Origin of the sequence: Sphingobacterium sp. T2 (genome assembly GCF_000814685.1) — a bacterium.
In the GTDB taxonomy this organism is placed as follows: domain Bacteria; phylum Bacteroidota; class Bacteroidia; order Sphingobacteriales; family Sphingobacteriaceae; genus Sphingobacterium; species Sphingobacterium thermophilum.
On record NZ_JXAC01000068.1, the window covers coordinates 1 to 19,604 of the forward strand.

Here is a 19,604-nt window from a genome sequence, read left to right on the forward strand (position 1 = left end):
TCAATCTWWWAGGATTGAGTTTTATTCGATCGTTGTTATAGTTATTCAATGTAGTTCTTTATATCCCGTTTAAGTTCATCGATTTCATGGTCCTTTTTGAGATAGAATAGTTCAGATTTTATAATACCGAAGAAGTTCTCAATAATGGCATTATCTAGCAGTTGCCCTTTCTGGACATACTTTGCCTGATGCCTTTCTTTTTCAGCATCTGCTGATATGCTTTCATCTGGTATTGCCATCCCTGATCGGAATGCAGGATCAGCTCAGTGTCGCCGTTGATCTTTTTGAACGCATCTTTTATCATGTGGGCTACCTGTTCGAAATTGGGGGATTCAGACAGGTTATAGCTGATGATTTCTCCGTTAAACAACTCTATGATTGGAGATAGATATAGTTTTTTATCACCCACTTTGAATTCTGTTATATCGGTTGCCCACTTCTGCAAAGGCTGTGTTGAGGCAAAGTCCCGTTTCAATAGATCTGGTGCGATCCTACCTACTTCCCCCTTGTATGACCTGTATTTCTTTCTTCTGATCAATGATTTCAGCCCTAGTTCTCCCATCAGCTTTAAGACCGTTTTATGATTGATAATACAGCCCGAATTCCTCATCTCCAGGGTGATCCTTCGGTAACCATACCTTCCTTTGTGACGATGATATATCTTTTTTATCTGATCCTGGGCAGTGTCATGCTTTCTCAATACCGATTTTGTTTTTAAGTGGTAATAGTAACTGCTTCTGGCCATTTTCAATATATTCAATAATAGCTCTAATGGATATTTATGCCTTAACTCATCAATGGCTAATGTCTTTTTCTTTTGCGGAGTTACTTTCTTTTGAGCTAAGGCATCGAGCTTTTTTAGCAGCTCATTCTCCGCTCTTAGATATAAATTCTCCTTCTCAAGCTCTTCCAGCCTGGTCAACGGTTTTGCGGGTCTTTTTGGATTGTTTCCTTTCATCGTTTTACGGCCTCTCTGCCGAGAATTTAAGCCATCCTCACCCAAATGCTCATATATTCTTACCCAAGAACTGACTATGCCACTGGAGGGGATGCTGAAATGTAAACAGCAGTCCCTCAAAGATAATTCTTTTTTTAGATAGGCTTGAACAACCGTGACCTTAAATTCCTTTGTATATTTTCGATAAGGCTTTCGCGATAGTCCTTGCGGACCTAATGAATTATATTGATCAATCCACTTTCTGATTTGTGACGATGATACGCCCCATTGATTCGATAATCCGTGTATCGATGCCCCTCGTTGGTAATCTTTAACCAGACGAAGCTTAAAATCGGATTTGTGTTTTTTGTACTTAACCATAAAAATGCCCCCAAATAGTGTCTAACTTTTTGGGGGCAGTGTACTTTCGACTTGCTCTTTTATTAATAGAAAAATTAATTCCTATTTCACTAACGCTGCTTCAATCAATTCAGCATAGAAATCAGTTTCTTTCATACCATAAGCCCGTACTTGCTGAGGATGAAACTTTGTGCAGTTTGCCCAGGAATAGTGTTGATTTCTATGAAAAAGAACTTGTCAGTGCCGTTTTCCAAGAAGAAATCTACACGGACCATCCCCTTACAATTCAGCCGAATATAGATTTCCTTGATGATTCGTGCTGCACGTTCTTTCTGCTCTTGCGTAAGATCTGCAGGGGTGATTTCCTCGGTAAGGCCAGGTACATATTTAGCTTCAAAGTCGAAAAACTCACGTGTTGTTTTTACCTCAGTGGCAGGCAATACGATAAGCTCGCCTTTGGCGTTACGGAAAATCCCTTGCGAGAATTCCCTCCCCGAAACAAATTCTTCCACTAACACTTGAGCTCCTGTATTTTCGGCAGCATAGGCTTTATCTAAAGCTTCCTGCAACTCATCCTTTGTCTTCACCTTACTCATGCCGATGCTGGAACCTCCTGCATTTGGCTTCACAAAGTAAGGAAACTGCAGCTTCGATTGAACAATCTCTGCTGCCTCAGCTCGATGATTTTCAAACAAAAGCACAGACTTAGCCACATTAAGCTCCGGGATATCTGCAAGAATAGCTTTCGTGTATCCCTTATTCATAGTCAGCGCCGATGTCAAGGCATTGCATGAGGTGTAAGGCAGTCCTATCATGTCAAAATAGCCCTGTAACCTTCCATCTTCTCCCGGCGTACCATGAAGAATGATGAAAGCCACGTCAAACTTAATTTTAACATTATTTAACGATACCGAAAAATCGTCCTTATCGATGGCATACTTATTGCCCTGTTCATCTTTATAATACCACCCCTCAGTAGTGATATCAATAAGGTAGACATCATATTTTTCTTTGTCTAACTGACTGTAAACGAATGCAGAACTTTTATAAGAAACTTCAGCTTCTCCCGTATATCCACCTGTGACTAATGCTACTTTTGTTTTCATACTGATTATTTAAGTAGCACAAATATAATTTGTGAACCACGGAAAAACGAATATTTTTGTTGAATATTAAATTGTAATTATCGTGCAGCTTTATCGTAAATTTGCACTTAAGGAAAACTAATACATTTCAGAATGTCCAAATTGTTATTATATCTTAAAACCCAAGAATTTAGAAAAAATCTTATCTATGCCCTTATCACACTTGCTGTGTTCTTCTTAGCGGTGTATATCGGCTTGAGAATATATACCAAACATGGCGACGCACAGGAGGTGCCTTCGCTGAAAGGCTTAACCATCAGTGAAGCCAAAGCAATTTTGGACAAAGCGGGATTGGAATATCAAATCGATTCGGTATATCAGATGGATGCTCAGCCGGGATTGGTTATCGAACAAGACCCTTCTCCAAAAGCTTTGGTGAAAAGCGGTCGTACGATTTACCTGACCATCATCACCGAGGTAGCTCCAGACGTAGAATTTCCGAACATCATTGATAAAAACCTCATCGAAGCTAGCGCAATATTGAACAATTATTCCTTAAAAATCGGAGACACAGTATACGTTAACGATATAGCGCGGGATGTGGTATTAGATGCAAAATTTGCTGGACAATCCATTAAGCCCGGGCGCATCATCGCCAAAGGTTCTAGGATCACGCTGGTGCTCGGTAATGGTCAGGGAGCTAATGAAGTGGAAATCCCTACGTTGACCAACCTCACCTTGGCGGAAGCCAAATTTGCCCTGAAAGGATTAGGCCTTACCGTAGGTAAAATAACAGGAGATATCACGGATTCGGCTACGGCAAGAGTCATCAAGCAGTATCCTGACTCTACCGCACGCTTCATCAGTATAGGATCTCCTATCGATTTAACCTTATCCAACGGTACTGCGGAAAACAACATTCCAATTCAATAACATGACTACTAGAAGAAAATTACCAAAATGGTTGCTATACACCTTAGGTGCGATTATCCTTGTCGGACTAGGGATTGCTGTTTATGTTTACAAAATATTTTTAGGGCCTTCCGTAACAGATTCGCAGCCTTATTTTTACGTATATACCAACGATACCTACGAAAATGTGCTGCGCCGCATCCGTACCGACAACATCGTTTCGGATGTGAAAGCCTTCGACTATGCCGCCAAGGCCATGAAATATCCTAATAGCGTGAAAGCCGGCCGTTATAAAACTCGAAAAGGGCATGAGTAACAGAAGGTTGATAGGCAATCTTCGTGGCGGCTATCAAGAACCAGTAAAGCTGCAATTTGCCAACATACGCCTGAAAGAAGATTTCGCCGGCTTCCTAGGAAGAAATTTCGAAGCTGACTCTCTACAGTTTATCTCCATCCTCAACAATGAAGCTATAGCCGAAAAATATGGTTTCACCACAGAAAATTTCTATACGATGTTTATCCCCAACACGTATCAGTTTTATTGGAATACATCGGCAGATAAAGTTATAGACCGTTTTTACGAAGAATACAAAAAATTCTGGAACGAAAGAGCGCCTAGCGAAAGCCAAACAACTCAACCTGTCTCCTATTGAAGTATCTATACTCGCTTCTATCGTGCGGGGTGAAGCATTGCATAACGATGAGATGCCTATGATTGCAGGTCTTTATCTTAACAGACTGAAGAAAGGTATACTTTTACAGGCCGACCCAACGGTAATCTTTGCGCATCAGGATTTCACCATACGTAGAGTATTAAACCGTCATCTTAACATAGACAATCCGTATAATACATACCGATACAAAGGTCTCCCTCCGGGACCTATCAACATGCCGCCTATCGTAGCTATCGACGCGGTACTGAATCCGGCACAACACAACTATATCTACATGTGTGCCAAAGACGACTTTTCAGGATATCACGCCTTTGCCGAAACGGTAGCCGAACATCAAATCAACGCTCGCAAATTCCAAAAAGCCTTAGACGAAAGAAACATCAAAAAATAGAATTCCCATGTTTGTACACGAAGAAAAAGTAAGAGTGAGATATGCCGAGACGGATCAGATGGGATACGTTTATTATGGAAATTACGCCACTTATTACGAAGTAGCTCGTACCGAGATGCTCCGCAAGACAGGTTTTTCCTACAAAGAGCTCGAAGAAATGGGAGTCATGATGCCTGTGCTGGAAATGAACATCAAATATCACCAACCGGCAAAGTACGACGATCTGCTGACCATTCGCGTCATCATCAAAGAAAAACCTTCCGTGCGTATAAAATTCGATTATGAAGTGTACAACGAACAGGGAGTGCTGTTAAATACAGGCATGACACAACTCGTCTTTGTGGACATGAAACGTAACCGTCCTTGCCGCGCGCCGGAAGTCTTCATGAAAAAGATGGAACCCTACTTCGATTAACGAAGGATGAAAAAACTTCACCACAGACTACTGTTGCTGAAACCTTATGATAATATGGTCGAATGGAGTAAGTCGGCCATCATTCCGGGTTTGGGAAAGCTCTCGCTGTATACCGTAATGAAATTTTTCGTACAGGAAATAAGTCGTGAATCCATCTTAAATAAAGCATCTACCTAGCGTACAACTTCATGTTGGCAATATTTCCGGGAATCATCTTCCTTTTCACCTTGATCCCTTACATTCCGGTAGAGAATTTTCAAGACAAGCTGTTGGGATTCTTAGAACTTGTAATCCCTGCCGACGCATTTAAAGTGGCAAAAAATACATTGGAAGATATCATCCAAAACCAAAATGGGGGACTGCTTTCTTTTGGATTTCTATTGGCAGCCTTCTTCGCCACCAACGGCATGACCAGTCTGATGATGGCCTTTAATAAATCTTCCCTGACACGAGAAAACAGAAAGTGGATTGTAAGAAGGTTGGTAGCCTTAGCCTTATCTTTTGCCATCATCACTGCCTTAGTCTTAGGGATAGCAGTCTTTACGGGTGTGGGTATAGCCATCAACTATCTCAAAAAAAGTATTGACTATGACCTTGCTTGGCTTTGGACATTACTCCTTAAAATATCGAGATGGCTAATCCTCTTTTTCATCTATTTCATTACGGTAGGTATGCTCTACAAATATGGGCCCTCTCAATCCAAATACTGGAAAATCTTTAGTCCCGGTGCCATGCTTGCCACCATCCTTGCCATATTAGCATTTTCCGGCTTTGCTTTCTATATCAACAATTTCAATGCCTACAACAAGCTGTATGGCTCCATTGGTACTATGATCGTCATCATGATATGGATGTATCTCAACTCACTCATTCTGTTGGTAGGATTTGAGCTGAACACCAGCATTGCCCTGTCCAAGCAGAGCATCAAGATTGTCAAGCCGAAAAAGAAAAATACCTTTCGCCCAACGAGCACGTAACTTTTGAGCTCTTTCGGAACGTGGGAAATTCAAAATAATCTTTTTCCCGTCCTGATGTAAAAGTATTTTTCGACAATAAAATCATTTTTTTCGATATTTTTTTCTGATAAAATGTTGTAAATAAAAGTTTTTCGTATCTTTGCACTTCCTGCAATGCAGGAAAAAGGAGAAAATTAATTAATGGCAAAAAAACAAGAAGCAGAAAAAGAGTTAGCGGCGAAAAACGCAGAGCTACAAGGTGCTGACACTAAAGTAGTGAAAGACACCGAGAAAATTGAATCTGAAGCAGATTCAACTTTAATCGACCAAATCAAATCTAGCGCTTGGAGTACTCCAGAAGAAGATTTCGACTGGGATGCTGACGAAAAAGCTTTCGGTAACTACAGCGAAGCTGAACGTGCTAAATTTGAAGAGCTTTATGCTGGCACTTTCAACCAAATCAACCAAGGTGATATCGTGCAAGCTACAGTTGTTTCTATCAACAACAAAGATGTTGTTCTTAACGTTGGTTTCAAATCTGACGGTCTTGTAGCAAAAACTGAGTTTCGTGACATGCCTGACTTAAAAGTTGGGGACGTTGTTGAAGTGTTTGTGGAATCACAAGAAGACGCAAACGGTCAATTAGTGTTGTCACGTAAGCGTGCAAAAACTCAAAAATCGTGGGAAGCTATCAACGAAGCTTTAGAAAACGATACTATCATCGCTGGTTACGTTAAATCACGTACTAAAGGTGGTTTGATCGTAGACATCCAAGGTGTAGAAGCTTTCTTACCAGGATCTCAAATCGACATCAAACCTATCCGTGACTACGATGTTTACGTAGGTAAAACTATGGAATTCAAAGTGGTAAAAATCAACCACGAATTCAAAAACGTTGTAGTATCTCACAAAGTGTTGATTGAAGACGATTTAGAAAACCAAAAATCTGAAATCGTTGCTAAACTAGAAAAAGGACAAGTATTAGAAGGTACTGTTAAAAATATCACTGACTTCGGTGTATTCATCGACTTAGGTGGTGTTGACGGTTTACTTCACATTACAGATATTTCCTGGGGCCGTATCGAGCATCCAAAAGAAGTATTATCATTAGATCAAACAATCAACGTGGTTGTTTTGGACTTCGACGACGAGAAAAAACGTATCGCTCTAGGTTTGAAACAATTAACTCCACACCCTTGGGAATCTTTAGATCCAGCTTTACAAGTAGGTTCTAAAGTGAAAGGTAAAATCGTAACAGTTGCTGATTACGGTGCTTTCTTAGAAATCATCCCTGGTGTTGAAGGATTGATCCACGTTTCAGAAATGTCTTGGTCTCAAAACTTACGTTCTCCACAAGAGTTCTTGAAAGTAGGTGACGAAGTTGAGGCTGTTATCTTGACTTTGGACCGCGAAGAGCGTAAGATGAGCTTAGGTATCAAACAATTGACACCTGACCCATGGAAAAACATCACTGAGCGCTACCCTGTAGGTTCAAAACAAAAAGCTGTAGTTAAAAACATGACTAACTTCGGTGTTTTTGTTGAACTAGAAGACGGTGTAGACGGTTTGATCCACATCTCAGACTTATCTTGGTCTAAGAAAATCAACCACCCTAATGAATTCACTAAAATCGGTGAAACATTAGAAGTAGTAGTATTGGAATTAGACGAAGAAAACCGCAAATTATCTTTAGGTCACAAACAACTTGAAGAAAACCCTTGGGATACTTTCGAAACAATCTTCACTGAAGGTTCTATCCACGAAGGTACTGTAATCAAAGTTGGTGACAAAGGTGATATCGTAGCATTACAATACGGTGTTGAGGGTTTCTGCCCTTCTAAACACTCTGTAAAAGAAGATGGTACTTCGTTGAAAGTTGATGATACTGCTCAATTCAAAATCATCGAGTTCAACAAAGAAAACAAACGTTTAGTAATCTCTCACTCTCGCATCTGGGAAGACGCGAAAGAAGAAGCTCGCAAAGAAGAAGTTAGCGCTCGTAAAAAAGAAGCTAAATCAACTTCTAGCGCAGTGAAAAAAGTGAAAGATTCTGTAGAGAAATCTACATTAGGTGATCTAGACGTTTTAGCTCAATTGAAAGAGCAAATGGAAGGTGGCGACAAAAAATAATTGTCTCCCCCCAACCATTTAACATATAAAAGCCCTAATCGAATGATTAGGGCTTTTTGTTTTTGTAGCGCAGCATTCGTAATTTTAAGCTATGGAATTTTCTTCTTCTCTCATAGAACCTCAAGAATTGTATGAAGCACTCCAAGATGAGGCTTTGATAATATTGGACTGTACTATCGATAAAGTAGGCAAATCGCTCAAAGGAACACCCTTGGAACTTATCCCTAATTCCTTATTTTTTGATATAGAGGGTAAACTCTCCGATCCAAAATCCAAACTGCCGCACACGCTGATAAAGCCTCAACAATATGAGGAAGAAATGCAACAACTAGGCATTAACCAAGACAGCACGGTGGTATTGTACGACCGGTGGGGCGTGTATTCCAGCCCTCGCGCATGGTGGATGTTTAAGGTAATGGGCTTCGATAGCGTATATATCCTCAATGGAGGATTGCCCCTATGGAAGAAAAATAAATATCCTCTTGTCAAAGAATATGCTCATGCAAAAGTCAAAGGCAACTTCATGGCTACCTTTAGAGAAGAATATTATGCCGACAAGGAGTATGTGTTGGCACATTACAAAAACAAAGAAGTAGATATCTTCGACGCAAGAAGCAAAGGTAGATTTACCGGTCTTGTGCCTGAGCCGCGCAAAGGCCTCAAAGGTGGCCACATTCCACATTCTAAAAATATTCCATTCGAAGAGGTACTGGATGATGAAACATATAAAAGCAAAGAAGAGATTGCTTCTATTTTCCAACACCACCTGAATGGAAATGAACAAATATTCACTTGTGGGTCAGGAATAACGGCTTCGATATTGGCATTTGCCAGTCACCTTATAGGACAGCAGAAACTTCGTGTATATGATGGCTCTTGGGCCGAATGGGGTATTGAAGAGTTAAATCTTCCTACAGAATTATAATCGGCAGCAAAATTGCACGTAACTTAAAACATATTATATTGAATCATTGATTGCTTAAGTCGTAAAATATGAACAACAAGCTCCGGATACTTTTATTTGTCCTCACTCTACTCTTTTTTGCGACTGCCTTCTCCGTTAAGAAAGCAATTAATGACATAGATATTCTCGAACTAGAAAGCAAATCTTTGGGAGAAAAGCTGCAACGCAAAGAGCAGCTTATTGACGAACTTTTCAGTGATTCCTTAGTCATCAAAACCTTTATCAACAGCGAAAGATATCCTTTGCAGGTTCGGGAAATCTCAAACTCATATCAGCATCATCAGATATACATCTATATCTATAAAGATAATAAGCCGATATTCTGGTCTACTAACGTGTACGTTCCAGAAACGGATGCAGGCATTAAGCCGGAAGCATCTTTTATCAATGCAGAAAATTACTCTTTCTTTGTCAAGAAAAAACAAATTACCGGTAGTCTAAATATCCTTGCATTAATTCCCATACAACGGAACTTTAACCCCAACTATCAAGCTCGTGGCAACCCTTCATTCCGCACATTAATTAGTAACACTCAACTTCAGGTGGCGGACTTCGGTGACAACGACAATATCAAGAATATTTACACGAAGGACAAGGTATATCTCTTTTCCGTAAAGCTCAAAAGTAGCAAGTACAGCAATATCTATTTAAATATACAACTTCTCTGCTGGGGACTGGGGACACTTTGTAGTGTCGTCCTTATCACTACCATCTGTTTCGGCATGGCCAAGGCAGGGAGAGCACTATGGTCTATACTTCTGCTCATCGCTACCTTCGTCGTGGTACGCTATATCGATCTGGAAACAAACTGGCTCTCACAAATTTCCAACTATAAGTTATTTTCACCTAAAGTATATGCATATAACTACATCTCTCCTAACCTTTGGTCTTTCCTCATAAACTCCATCGTTCTACTATGGATACTTTGCTATATTCTTTCCATACGGAAATATATAGTCATTCCCGAGTTTTTCTTACGTCAGAAACACCGTCCTATATGCTATTATCTGGTCCTACTATGTACATACTTCCTTTATAGTGAAATTCTCAACCAGCTTTCGACACTGATTACACATTCCTCATTCGAAAACGAAGAGCTCATCACCCTATTCTTCTCTTACGACTTCACAATATACCATATACTGATTTTTACGATAAATATAGTTTCCATCATACTGATAGCCAACATAGTAGTTATATTGGGAAGAAAGCTATCGCCCAAGATCATCAACAACATCAACCTTCAGCTAATGGCGTTAGTCACTGTACTTATCATCAGTGGCTTTTACCAGGATTTTACGGTCATCTATATCCTTCTAGGGCTATTAATCTTGACAAGTTCATTCGAAAAATCTTTATTGAAAAACGATATATATACCCAGGTTATCACCTTCATTACACTTTCCATTCTTTCGACAATTCTTTACGCCGAGGCGATAAAGGTTAATACGAAAGAGCACATGAAGATGATCTTGCTTAACTTGGAGTCGGATGACGATGTGCAGGCGGTATCCTTGTTCTCAAAAATAGAACACGACATCTCCAAAGATGCACAACTCAAAAGATTGATTCAGATTGCTAGTACTAATCCCAACCCGGAAATCATCAACTCTTACATACAGAAAAATTATCTTTCGGGCTATCTCTCGAATTACAACTTCACGGCATATTATTACTTCAACGGCATGCCGATCAATAATTACAGCAGAGACCAACTACAGGTGTACCGCGAAAAGGTCATTAACCATTCGTCCAAAGTCAATCACACACAGAATTTCTATAAGCTTAAAACAGAAATCGGTCATTACGATTATTTTGCGTTGATCAACAGCTCGGATGTTAGTGGTAACGACTATTCTATTATCCTTAATCTGAAGAAAAATATCAACTCGCTGACTGCCGGAATTCCTTTCCTGAGTGGAAATATCAACAGTCAAAACTTCAACCATTTTAGTCTCAAGAACTTCAATTTCGCTATTTACAAAAAGGGAGTGCTTATCAGCCAAAACGGCAAATACACATATCCCAATACGGACAAATATGTAGATAAACCTATAGATGAATTTATCGCTATCGACGATGTCAACGAACACAATCATCTTATTCTACGTCCTAATAACGAAACTACGCTGATAGTCAGCACTCCTACTCAATCCTATTGGCAGTACTTGACCGTAATTTCTGTCACTTTCCTTTATCTATACATCACTTTGGGACTGTTACAGCTGCTATTTCAGTTTATCCCCATCTACATCAAACGCAAATTCACGCTGAAGAACCTTTACCAGCAGCTACGCTATATCTTTAGCCGCATACGATACAGTACACGCATACAAACTCTTGTTATCGCATCGGTATTGATAGCTATAGTCATATCCGGTATCATCAGCTTCTTCAGCATCAAAATACAGACCGAAAAAAGCCGTAAAGACCAGAAGCTGGAATATATCGCCAGCGTAGTTCACAACCTAGAACAGATCAGTTCCTTAGACTCTACCAACAACCTGATTGAAGCCTTGTACACGAAGATGTCAAACCTCAACGACGTGATGGTCACCAACTTCAATCTGTACGACAAAAATGGAAAGCTGTTTTTCACTACTCAGCCTAGTATCTATAACCATAATCTGATATCTTCTTATATCAATCCAAATGCTTATCTAGAGCTGAATGTGTTGAAGAAAAACGAATCACTGATATACGAGCAGATTGTAGACTTCAAGTATGAAAGTGCTTATGCTGCTATCAAAGATTCTAACTATAAGACTATAGCTTACCTGGGAATTCCTTACTTCGATTACGAAATCGCTGAATCAGAGAATATCAACATACTCTTAAAAACGAATTTTAAATATCTATACAATCATTCTGATCATTTTCGCCTTCTTGGCTGTGTATATTTCCAACAAGATTACAGAACCTTTGCAGATTATACGTAAGAAACTATCTCAAACTAATCTTTCTGACAAGCCTAACGAATCCTTATATTGGGAAAAAGATGATGAAATAGGGCTTTTGGTGAAAGAATATAACTACATGCTTGTGAAACTGGAAGAAAATGCCAAACAACTTCGTAATGCAGAGAGGGAAAGTGTATGGCGGGAGATGGCCCAACAGGTAGCTCATGAGATCAAAAATCCGTTGACGCCGATGAAGCTAGGCATACAGCAGCTTACCCGATCTTTCAGAGATCAGGATGAACGCTTCCCGGAACGCTTTGAGAAGATCTCCAACTCCTTCATCGAACAGATAGAAACGCTATCGCGTATAGCCTCCGAATTTTCGGCCTTCGCCAAACTGCCAGAAGCCAAATTTGAGGCTATTGAGCTTATACCTAAAATCAACAAGTCCATTCATGTATATAACAACACGCCTAACGTAAAAATTGAACTTATCAATGAGAATACTTCGGAAGACAATATTAAGGTTTACGGCGACAGAGGTCAGATGATAAGAACTTTCAACAACCTCCTGAAAAATGCTATAGAAGCTACCACTGGGCGGCGTAAACCACATGTCACCATCACAATAAAAAATAAGGACCAAGACAATATCCTTATCGAAATATCAGACAACGGCTACGGAATACCGGAACATGTAATTCCGAAAATCTTTAAGCCTAACTTCACGACCAAAAGTTCAGGCACAGGACTAGGTTTGGCTTTCGTCAAGCAGAGTATTACCGGAATGGGAGGCTCCATAGATTTCAAGACCAAACTCAATCACGGAACCACATTCTTCATCACATTGCCAATCTATAAAGGCTAATACTATATAATTTTTACAATTTTAAAGAGTACAAACTGCTATATTCGCATAGTAAAAATTAAATCAAATGAACTGGAGAAAATCTCTTTTTATAGCTGCCGCCCTCTTGGCGACTACTACAACTCAAACCTTCGCACAAGATAATCTTATTAATGCACTGAAAGATAATGTAAGTGACAAGAGCAAAGAAGGTTTTGTCTTCACACCTATTATTAATTTAGGAACTACTTCCGTTAAAGATCAGGGCTCATCAGGAACTTGCTGGTCGTATTCCGGCAACTCATTCCTTGAATCCGAAATGATCCGCATGGGTAAGCAACCGGTAGAAATTTCTCAAATCTTCACCGCCTACTATACTTACCTCGAAAAAGCAAAAACATATGTTCAACTTCATGGCGGACAAAGTCAAGGTCAAGGTGGACAGCTTCACGATGTGCTGACCATCTTCCGTAAGTACGGTGCCGTACCGCGTGAAGCATATACAGGTCTTATCAATGGCAAGACAAGAAATGACTTCTCTCAGATGAGCAAGACCATTGAGAAAATGAATGCTGACCTAGTAAAAAATAGAAAGATCGATCCGAATTGGCAACAAGCTCTATTGAACACCATGAACGAACATCTTGGCGTTCCTCCTCAATCGTTCCAATACAACGGCAAAACGTACACACCACGCACCTGGCTGATGAGGTGGTAGGTATCAATCCTGATGACTACGTAGCTATATCATCCTTCAAGGCTCATCCTTACTACAAGCCTTTCATCCTTTTGATTCCAGACAACTGGTCATATGAAAGCTTTTACAACGTACGCATGGATGACATGATCGACATTATCGACAATGCACTTAAAAAAGGATTTACCGTAGCATGGGCTGCCGATGTTTCGGAAAAATATTTCTCTTGGAAAAACGGTGTAGCTTTCGTGCCGGAAAATGAAAAAGAAATTGACTCCATGACAGCAGAACAACGCGCTACCCTTTTCAATGAACCAAAACCGGAAGCTAAAATTACAGAAGAAATCCGTCAAGCAGCGTACGATGACTACTCCACTACGGATGATCATGGTATGCATATTGTAGGTTTGGCCAAAGACCAAAACGGTAAAGAATATTATATCGTAAAAAATTCTTGGGGCGAGTCTAACGACTATAAAGGATATATCTACGTAACTAAAGAATACGTAAAATATAAAACTATTTCCCTATTACTTCATAAAAAAGCCTTACCAAAGAACATCAAGTCTAAGCTTCGCATAAAATAATCTTAGCAGTAGTATATTAATATTTACAAAAATCCGAAGAATGTGCTTTCTTCGGATTTTTGTATTTTAAAAACAAAGCATTAAACCGTTTGTCAATAATTATATCTAATATTTTATCAGACAAAGAATAAATAATATATTTACCCGAACAATTCAGACCTATTGACAATGAAAAATAAACTTATCCTCGCTGGGATGTTTACACTGCTGTTTGGCAGCTGCAGCCTGCTTGAAAAAAAACATACTGCTCAACATAACCCCGTGGAATTGAACGGAAAATGGCATATTCTAGAACTAGATAAAAAGCGTATTCCGACAAGTGTCAACGGCAAGGAACCATTATTGGTTGTCAACCATTCGGAAAACACATATACAGTCTTTACAGGTTGTAACAACCTAGGAGGGGAACTTATCTTCGGTAAAGGCAATAGTATCCAATTCGAGCGAGGAATCTCGACCATGATGGCTTGTGACAATATGGAGGTGGAACACACCTTTGCTTCCCTTATTCCCTCCATCAATAAATACGCTTTAGTAAAGGATACGCTAGTATTACTAAGCGCTAAGAATCAAGTGTTGGGCAAGTTTCTTGCGAAAAAAGAAGATATAAATGCAGCAAAACAGCTTTCTGGAAAATGGCAGCTGAATAAAGTGTTTGGTCCAGACAGCCCAGCAAAAGAGATATTTGCCAATGATATTCCTACAATAGAATTTAATACAGAAGAAGAAACCGTAAGCGGAAAAGGTACTTGCAACCATTATTCGGGAACATACTCTACCGAAGGTCAGAAGATCAAATTTGGCGCTTTAGCCTCCACAAAGATGGGATGTGCCAAACTTAAAGAAGAAGCTCTATATTTTCAAAAATTGGAAAAAACAAACTCTTTTATAGTAGATGCTAATAAGCTGACATTCTATTCTGAAGGACAGAAACAACTTCAGTTTACTAAAATTAAATAATCACTTTGCGGCTTATTGAAAATAAAGGTTAGCTTATTATTATATACAACAAAAGCCTCCGTGGGGAGGCTTTTGTTGTATATAGGCTATCTTGCGATAGCTATTAATCTTCTTCTTTCGAAGCAAGCAATTGATCGTATTCTTCACGAGACCCCACGATGATGTTGCTGTATTCACGTAAACCGGTACCTGAAGGAATCAAGTGACCAACGATAACGTTTTCTTTCAAGCCTAACAAGTCATCACGTTTACCTGCGATAGCTGCCTCATTCAATACTTTAGTAGTTTCCTGGAAGGAAGCTGCCGAGATGAATGACTTAGTACCCAATGAAGCTCTTGTGATACCTTGTAATAGAGGACTTGAAGTAGCAGGGACAGCATCGCGCACCTGAACAAGTTTCAAATCTTGACGTTTCAAGGCAGAGTTCTCTTCACGTAATCTACGCAAAGTAACGATCTGACCTGGACGCAATGTTTTCGAGTCTCCTGCATCTACAACAACCTTCTTGTCGTACAAAGAGTCGTTTTCTTCTATGAAGTCCCATTTGTTTACAGCTTCTTTCTCTAAGAAACGTGTATCTCCTGGATCTTCGATGGTAACTTTTTGCATCATTTGGTGTACGATAACTTCAAAGTGTTTATCGTTGATTTTCACACCTTGTAGACGATACACCTCTTGGATACCGTTAACGATATACTCTTGTACGGCTGCAGGACCTTTAATCGACAAGATGTCGCTTGGTGAAATCTGACCGTCTGACAATGGCATACCAGCTTTCACGAAGTCGTTGTCCTGTACAAGGATGTGTTTTGAAAGAGGTACAAGATATTTCTTGATTGTACCGTCACGACCTTCGATAGTGATTTCTCTGTTACCACGTTTCACACCTCCCAAGGTCACCACACCATCGATTTCAGTTACTACAGCAGGGTTCGACGGGTTACGAGCCTCGAACAACTCTGTTACACGAGGAAGACCCCCCGTAATGTCTCGGGTCTTACCTGTAGAACGAGGAATCTTAGCTAATACCGCACCTTCTTTCAATTTCTGACCATCAGAAACAGCAACGTGAGCACCTACTGGAATGTTGTACGAACGGATAACTTCGCCTTTGTTATCAACAATCTTGATAGTAGGGTTTTTCGTCTTGTCACGTGTTTCGATAATAACTTTTTCTTTGTGACCAGTCTGCTCATCTGATTCTTCACGGTAAGTAACCCCTTCGATGATGGCATCAAATTCTACTTTACCCGCAAATTCAGAGATGATCACGGCGTTATATGGATCCCACTCAACAAGCTTAGCACCTTTTTCTACCTTATCTCCTTCCTTCACATATAAGTTTGATCCGTAAGGAATGATTTGTTGGTAAAGCACTTTGCCGTTATTTACGATCTTAATCTCTCCCGAACGACCTATAACTACTTGGTATGGTCCTTCTTCCCCTTCTTTCTCAACAGCACGAACATTTTCGAATTCTATAGTACCTTCGTATTTGGCTATGATAGATGAGTCGGAAGCAATATTTGATGCCGTACCACCGACGTGGAACGTACGAAGTGTCAACTGAGTACCTGGCTCACCAATAGACTGTGCCGCAATAACTCCGACAGCTTCACCTAGCTGAACACGCTTACCAGAAGCTAAGTTACGGCCGTAACAGCAAGCACATACCCCACGACGAGATTCACAAGTCAATACCGAACGGATTTCAATACCTTCGATACCAGCCTTTTCGATGGCTACTGCAATCTCTTCTGTGATATCTTCGTTCGCTTTAACGATAAGTTCGTTCAGTCTCAGGGTGATAAACATCGTTCAATGGTGTACGACCTAAAATACGATCGTATAGTGGTTCCACAATATCGTCGTTGTCTTTCAAGGCTGTAGTGTAGATACCTCTCAAAGTACCACAATCTTCCTCTACAACAACCATATCTTGGGCCACATCATGTAGACGACGTGTCAGATAACCTGCGTCAGCAGTTTTCAACGCTGTATCGGCAAGACCTTTACGAGCACCGTGGGTAGAGATAAAGTATTCCAATACCGAAAGTCCTTCTTTAAAGTTTGACAAGATAGGGTTTTCGATAATCTCACCACCCGAAGTACCGGACTTCTGAGGTTTAGCCATCAAACCACGCATACCACACAACTGACGGATCTGCTCTTTAGAACCACGCGCTCCTGAATCCAACATCATGTACACAGAGTTGAATCCTTGATTGTCGTTCGAAAGGATATCCATCACGTGTGCTGTCAAGCGGTTATTGATACGTGTCCAAATATCGATGATCTGGTTGTAACGCTCGTTGTTGGTAATGAAACCCATGTTATAGTTGTTCATCACCTCTTCTACTTCTTTAGTAGCTTGAGCGATTAAGTCTGCCTTAGCGGCAGGAATGTTCAAGTCTTGAAGGTTGAACGAAAGACCACCCTTGAATGCGGTTTGGAAACCTAATTCTTTAATATCATCCAAGAATTTTGCGGCGCGAGCATACCGGTCTTCTTCACTACATCACCAATGATGTTACGTAATGACTTTTTAGTCAACAACTCATTGATAAATCCTACTTCTTCCGGTACAACTTGGTTGAAAATCACACGACCTACTGTAGTGTCGATAATCTTTGTTACCAATTCGCCTTTTTCGTTCAAATCTTTGGTACGTACTTTTATCCACGCGTGAACATCTATCTTACCTTCGTTCAAGGCGATGATTACTTCTTCTGGTGAATAGAAAATACTACCTTCCCCTCTCATCTTACGGTTTTCATCCGATTTGCGGCCTTTAGTCAAGTAGTAAAGACCCAATACCATGTCTTGCGAAGGCACGGTAATCGGAGAACCGTTGGCAGGGTTAAGAATGTTATGTGAAGCCAACATCAAAATCTGAGCTTCCAAGATTGCGGCATTACCTAGTGGTAAGTGTACCGCCATCTGGTCACCGTCGAAGTCGGCGTTGAACGCTGTACACACTAATGGGTGCAACTGAATCGCTTTACCCTCTACCAATGTAGGTTGGAAAGCTTGGATACCCAAACGGTGAAGTGTAGGAGCACGGTTTAACAATACCGGGTGACCTTTCAACACGTTTTCCAGGATATCCCACACAATAGGGTCTTTACGATCTACGATTTTTTTCGCTGACTTAACAGTCTTTACTACACCGCGCTCGATCATCTTACGGATGATGAACGGTTTGTATAGCTCTGCAGCCATGTCTTTTGGAAGACCACACTCGTGCAATTTCAAGTGAGGACCTACCACAATTACCGAACGTGCAGAGTAGTCAACACGCTTACCCAATAAGTTTTGACGGAAACGTCCCTGCTTACCTTTAAGGATATCCGACAACGATTTCAACGCGCGGTTACCTTCTGTTTTCACAGCGTTAACCTTACGTGAGTTGTCGAACAACGAGTCAACAGCCTCCTGAAGCATGCGTTTTTCGTTACGTAAAATTACTTCCGGCGCTTTGATCTCGATAAGACGTTTCAAACGGTTGTTACGGATAATCACACGACGGTAAAGGTCATTCAAGTCTGAGGTAGCGAAACGACCACCGTCCAATGGTACCAAAGGACGTAACTCAGGCGGAATGATAGGCACAATCTTGATGATCATCCATTCCGGTCTGTTTTCGATACGCTCATTGGCACTACGGAAAGCTTCTACTACATGAAGACGTTTCAAAGCTTCATTTTTACGTTGTTGAGAAGTTTCGTTAGCCGCTTGGTGACGCAAGTCGTATGATAATTGGTCTAAGTCAAGACGTTTTAACAAGTCTTCCAACGCCTCAGCACCCATCTTAGCGATGAACTTGCGAGGATCGCTGTCGTCTAAATATTGGTTTTCTTTCGGTAAGGTATCTAAAATGTCAAGATACTCTTCTTCTGTCAAGAAATCCATGTAAGATATGCCATCTTCTTCTTTGATACCCGGTTGGATAACCACATATCTTTCATAGTAGATGATCATATCCAATTTCTTGGTAGGAAGACCTAAAAGGTAACCTATTTTATTTGGAAGAGAACGGAAGTACCAGATGTGAGCTACCGGAACAACAAGGTTGATGTGTCCCATACGCTCACGACGTACTTTCTTCTCCGTAACTTCAACACCACAACGGTCGCAGACAATACCTTTGTAACGAATACGTTTGTATTTACCACAGTGACATTCATAATCCTTTACAGGACCGAAGATACGCTCACAGAACAGACCGTCACGCTCAGGTTTGTACGTACGATAGTTGATAGTTTCCGGCTTAGTAACTTCACCGCTTGAGCGCTCCAAAATTGTTTCCGGAGAAGCTAAGCTAATCGTAATGGAAGTAAAGTTACTTTTAATTTTATTATCTTTTTTGTAAGACATACTTTGTATAACTTAAAGATGTATGTTATAGCATAAGAGGCTTAACACCTCTTATGCTTGAATTTACTGGATTAATCTAATGTGATATCTAAACCTAAACCACGCAATTCGTGAACTAATACGTTGAATGATTCAGGTACTGATGGTGTAGGTAAGTTGTTACCTTTTACGATAGCTTCATAAGTCTTCGCACGACCTACCACATCATCCGATTTCACAGTTAAGATCTCTTGTAAGATGTTTGCTGCACCAAATGCTTCAAGTGCCCATACCTCCATCTCTCCGAAACGCTGACCACCAAACTGAGCTTTACCTCCTAATGGCTGTTGCGTGATCAAGGAGTAAGGACCTATAGAACGAGCGTGCATTTTGTCATCCACCATGTGTCCTAATTTCAACATGTAGATTACC

At 40.4% G+C, this 19,604-nt stretch carries 18 protein-coding genes and 1 pseudogene; 14 read left to right on the forward strand and 5 right to left on the reverse strand.

All coding sequences use genetic code 11. From position 1 onward, the window contains the following. Positions 1-41: 41 nt before the first annotated feature. The 3 genes from SD31_RS21180 to SD31_RS05440 form a co-directional block, all read right to left on the reverse strand. Positions 42-239: an IS3 family transposase gene (locus SD31_RS21180; RefSeq protein ID WP_082021829.1), complete on the reverse strand. Its 198-nt coding sequence runs from the start codon at positions 237-239 to the stop codon at positions 42-44. After that, positions 155-1,318: an IS3 family transposase gene (locus SD31_RS15935; protein WP_082021830.1), complete on the reverse strand. Its 1,164-nt coding sequence runs from the start codon at positions 1,316-1,318 to the stop codon at positions 155-157. The genes SD31_RS21180 and SD31_RS15935 overlap by 85 nt, the downstream gene beginning before the upstream one ends. A 131-nt stretch (positions 1,319-1,449) precedes the next feature. Continuing rightward, the gene (locus SD31_RS05440; protein ID WP_316929770.1) at positions 1,450-2,403 is read right to left on the reverse strand and encodes a D-alanine--D-alanine ligase family protein; all 954 of its coding nucleotides are present in this window, start codon (positions 2,401-2,403) and stop codon (positions 1,450-1,452) included. Between the two features lie 132 nt (positions 2,404-2,535). Between SD31_RS05440 and SD31_RS05445 the strand changes: the two genes are divergently transcribed. From SD31_RS05445 to SD31_RS05485, 14 genes are all read left to right on the forward strand, one after another. Then, entirely contained in the window at positions 2,536-3,315 is a 780-nt protein-coding gene (locus SD31_RS05445) for a PASTA domain-containing protein (RefSeq protein ID WP_039053393.1), read from the forward strand. 1 nt (position 3,316) lies between these two features. Next, positions 3,317-3,610 (forward strand): hypothetical protein, encoded by a 294-nt coding sequence (locus SD31_RS20655; RefSeq protein WP_316929771.1) that lies wholly within the window; start codon positions 3,317-3,319, stop codon positions 3,608-3,610. Beyond that, positions 3,603-3,947 (forward strand): endolytic transglycosylase MltG, encoded by a 345-nt coding sequence (locus SD31_RS20660; protein WP_316929772.1) that lies wholly within the window; start codon positions 3,603-3,605, stop codon positions 3,945-3,947. Before SD31_RS20655 ends, SD31_RS20660 begins: the two co-directional genes overlap by 8 nt. Further along, the gene (gene mltG / locus SD31_RS20665) at positions 3,943-4,359 is read left to right on the forward strand and encodes an endolytic transglycosylase MltG (RefSeq protein ID WP_316929777.1); all 417 of its coding nucleotides are present in this window, start codon (positions 3,943-3,945) and stop codon (positions 4,357-4,359) included. The genes SD31_RS20660 and mltG overlap by 5 nt, the downstream gene beginning before the upstream one ends. A 7-nt stretch (positions 4,360-4,366) precedes the next feature. Continuing rightward, entirely contained in the window at positions 4,367-4,774 is a 408-nt protein-coding gene (locus SD31_RS05455; RefSeq protein WP_039053394.1) for an acyl-CoA thioesterase, read from the forward strand. A gap of 6 nt (positions 4,775-4,780) precedes the next feature. After that, positions 4,781-4,951, forward strand: a complete 171-nt coding sequence (locus tag SD31_RS20670; RefSeq protein ID WP_316929773.1) for a hypothetical protein — start codon at positions 4,781-4,783, stop codon at positions 4,949-4,951. A gap of 11 nt (positions 4,952-4,962) precedes the next feature. Then, positions 4,963-5,751 (forward strand): YihY/virulence factor BrkB family protein, encoded by a 789-nt coding sequence (locus tag SD31_RS05460; RefSeq protein WP_316929774.1) that lies wholly within the window; start codon positions 4,963-4,965, stop codon positions 5,749-5,751. A gap of 180 nt (positions 5,752-5,931) precedes the next feature. Continuing rightward, complete coding sequence (gene rpsA / locus SD31_RS05465) at positions 5,932-7,860, forward strand: 30S ribosomal protein S1 (RefSeq protein ID WP_039053395.1); 1,929 nt, start codon at positions 5,932-5,934, stop codon at positions 7,858-7,860. A 91-nt stretch (positions 7,861-7,951) separates the two neighbouring features. Beyond that, on the forward strand, positions 7,952-8,785 hold the full coding sequence (locus SD31_RS05470; RefSeq protein ID WP_039053396.1) for a sulfurtransferase: 834 nt from the start codon (positions 7,952-7,954) through the stop codon (positions 8,783-8,785). 68 nt (positions 8,786-8,853) lie between these two features. Further along, positions 8,854-11,763 (forward strand): hypothetical protein, encoded by a 2,910-nt coding sequence (locus SD31_RS05475; RefSeq protein ID WP_082021831.1) that lies wholly within the window; start codon positions 8,854-8,856, stop codon positions 11,761-11,763. Further along, positions 11,717-12,592, forward strand: coding sequence for a sensor histidine kinase (locus SD31_RS15940; protein ID WP_156138220.1), 876 nt, complete (start codon positions 11,717-11,719; stop codon positions 12,590-12,592). The genes SD31_RS05475 and SD31_RS15940 overlap by 47 nt, the downstream gene beginning before the upstream one ends. Before the next feature lie 67 nt (positions 12,593-12,659). Continuing rightward, a complete protein-coding gene (locus SD31_RS20675; RefSeq protein WP_316929775.1) occupies positions 12,660-13,289 on the forward strand; it encodes a C1 family peptidase in 630 nt (209 codons plus the stop codon). Continuing rightward, a complete protein-coding gene (locus SD31_RS20680; RefSeq protein ID WP_316929776.1) occupies positions 13,283-13,855 on the forward strand; it encodes a C1 family peptidase in 573 nt (190 codons plus the stop codon). Before SD31_RS20675 ends, SD31_RS20680 begins: the two co-directional genes overlap by 7 nt. A 168-nt stretch (positions 13,856-14,023) precedes the next feature. Further along, positions 14,024-14,815 (forward strand): META domain-containing protein, encoded by a 792-nt coding sequence (locus tag SD31_RS05485; RefSeq protein WP_039053397.1) that lies wholly within the window; start codon positions 14,024-14,026, stop codon positions 14,813-14,815. Positions 14,816-14,918: 103 nt separating this feature from the next. Here SD31_RS05485 and rpoC read toward each other — a convergent pair. Together rpoC and SD31_RS05495 are read right to left on the reverse strand one after the other, a co-directional pair. Then, positions 14,919-19,193: pseudogene (gene rpoC / locus SD31_RS05490) on the reverse strand (DNA-directed RNA polymerase subunit beta'). 71 nt (positions 19,194-19,264) lie between these two features. Further along, on the reverse strand, positions 19,265-19,604 hold a 340-nt coding region (locus SD31_RS05495; protein ID WP_156138221.1), incomplete at its 5' end, for a hypothetical protein.

Excerpts from the sequence above, each read along its gene's own strand:
- SD31_RS21180 (WP_082021829.1), bottom strand. The coding sequence starts at position 239 with ATGGCAATACCAGATGAAAGCATATCAGCAGATGCTGAAAAAGAAAGG.
- SD31_RS15935 (WP_082021830.1), bottom strand. The coding sequence starts at position 1,318 with ATGGTTAAGTACAAAAAACACAAATCCGATTTTAAGCTTCGTCTGGTT.
- SD31_RS05440 (WP_316929770.1), bottom strand. The coding sequence starts at position 2,403 with ATGAAAACAAAAGTAGCATTAGTCACAGGTGGATATACGGGAGAAGCT.
- SD31_RS05445 (WP_039053393.1), top strand. The coding sequence starts at position 2,536 with ATGTCCAAATTGTTATTATATCTTAAAACCCAAGAATTTAGAAAAAAT.
- SD31_RS20655 (WP_316929771.1), top strand. The coding sequence starts at position 3,317 with ATGACTACTAGAAGAAAATTACCAAAATGGTTGCTATACACCTTAGGT.
- SD31_RS20660 (WP_316929772.1), top strand. The coding sequence starts at position 3,603 with ATGAGTAACAGAAGGTTGATAGGCAATCTTCGTGGCGGCTATCAAGAA.
- SD31_RS05455 (WP_039053394.1), top strand. The coding sequence starts at position 4,367 with ATGTTTGTACACGAAGAAAAAGTAAGAGTGAGATATGCCGAGACGGAT.
- SD31_RS20670 (WP_316929773.1), top strand. The coding sequence starts at position 4,781 with ATGAAAAAACTTCACCACAGACTACTGTTGCTGAAACCTTATGATAAT.
- SD31_RS05460 (WP_316929774.1), top strand. The coding sequence starts at position 4,963 with ATGTTGGCAATATTTCCGGGAATCATCTTCCTTTTCACCTTGATCCCT.
- rpsA (WP_039053395.1), top strand. The coding sequence starts at position 5,932 with ATGGCAAAAAAACAAGAAGCAGAAAAAGAGTTAGCGGCGAAAAACGCA.
- SD31_RS05470 (WP_039053396.1), top strand. The coding sequence starts at position 7,952 with ATGGAATTTTCTTCTTCTCTCATAGAACCTCAAGAATTGTATGAAGCA.
- SD31_RS05475 (WP_082021831.1), top strand. The coding sequence starts at position 8,854 with ATGAACAACAAGCTCCGGATACTTTTATTTGTCCTCACTCTACTCTTT.
- SD31_RS20675 (WP_316929775.1), top strand. The coding sequence starts at position 12,660 with ATGAACTGGAGAAAATCTCTTTTTATAGCTGCCGCCCTCTTGGCGACT.
- SD31_RS05485 (WP_039053397.1), top strand. The coding sequence starts at position 14,024 with ATGAAAAATAAACTTATCCTCGCTGGGATGTTTACACTGCTGTTTGGC.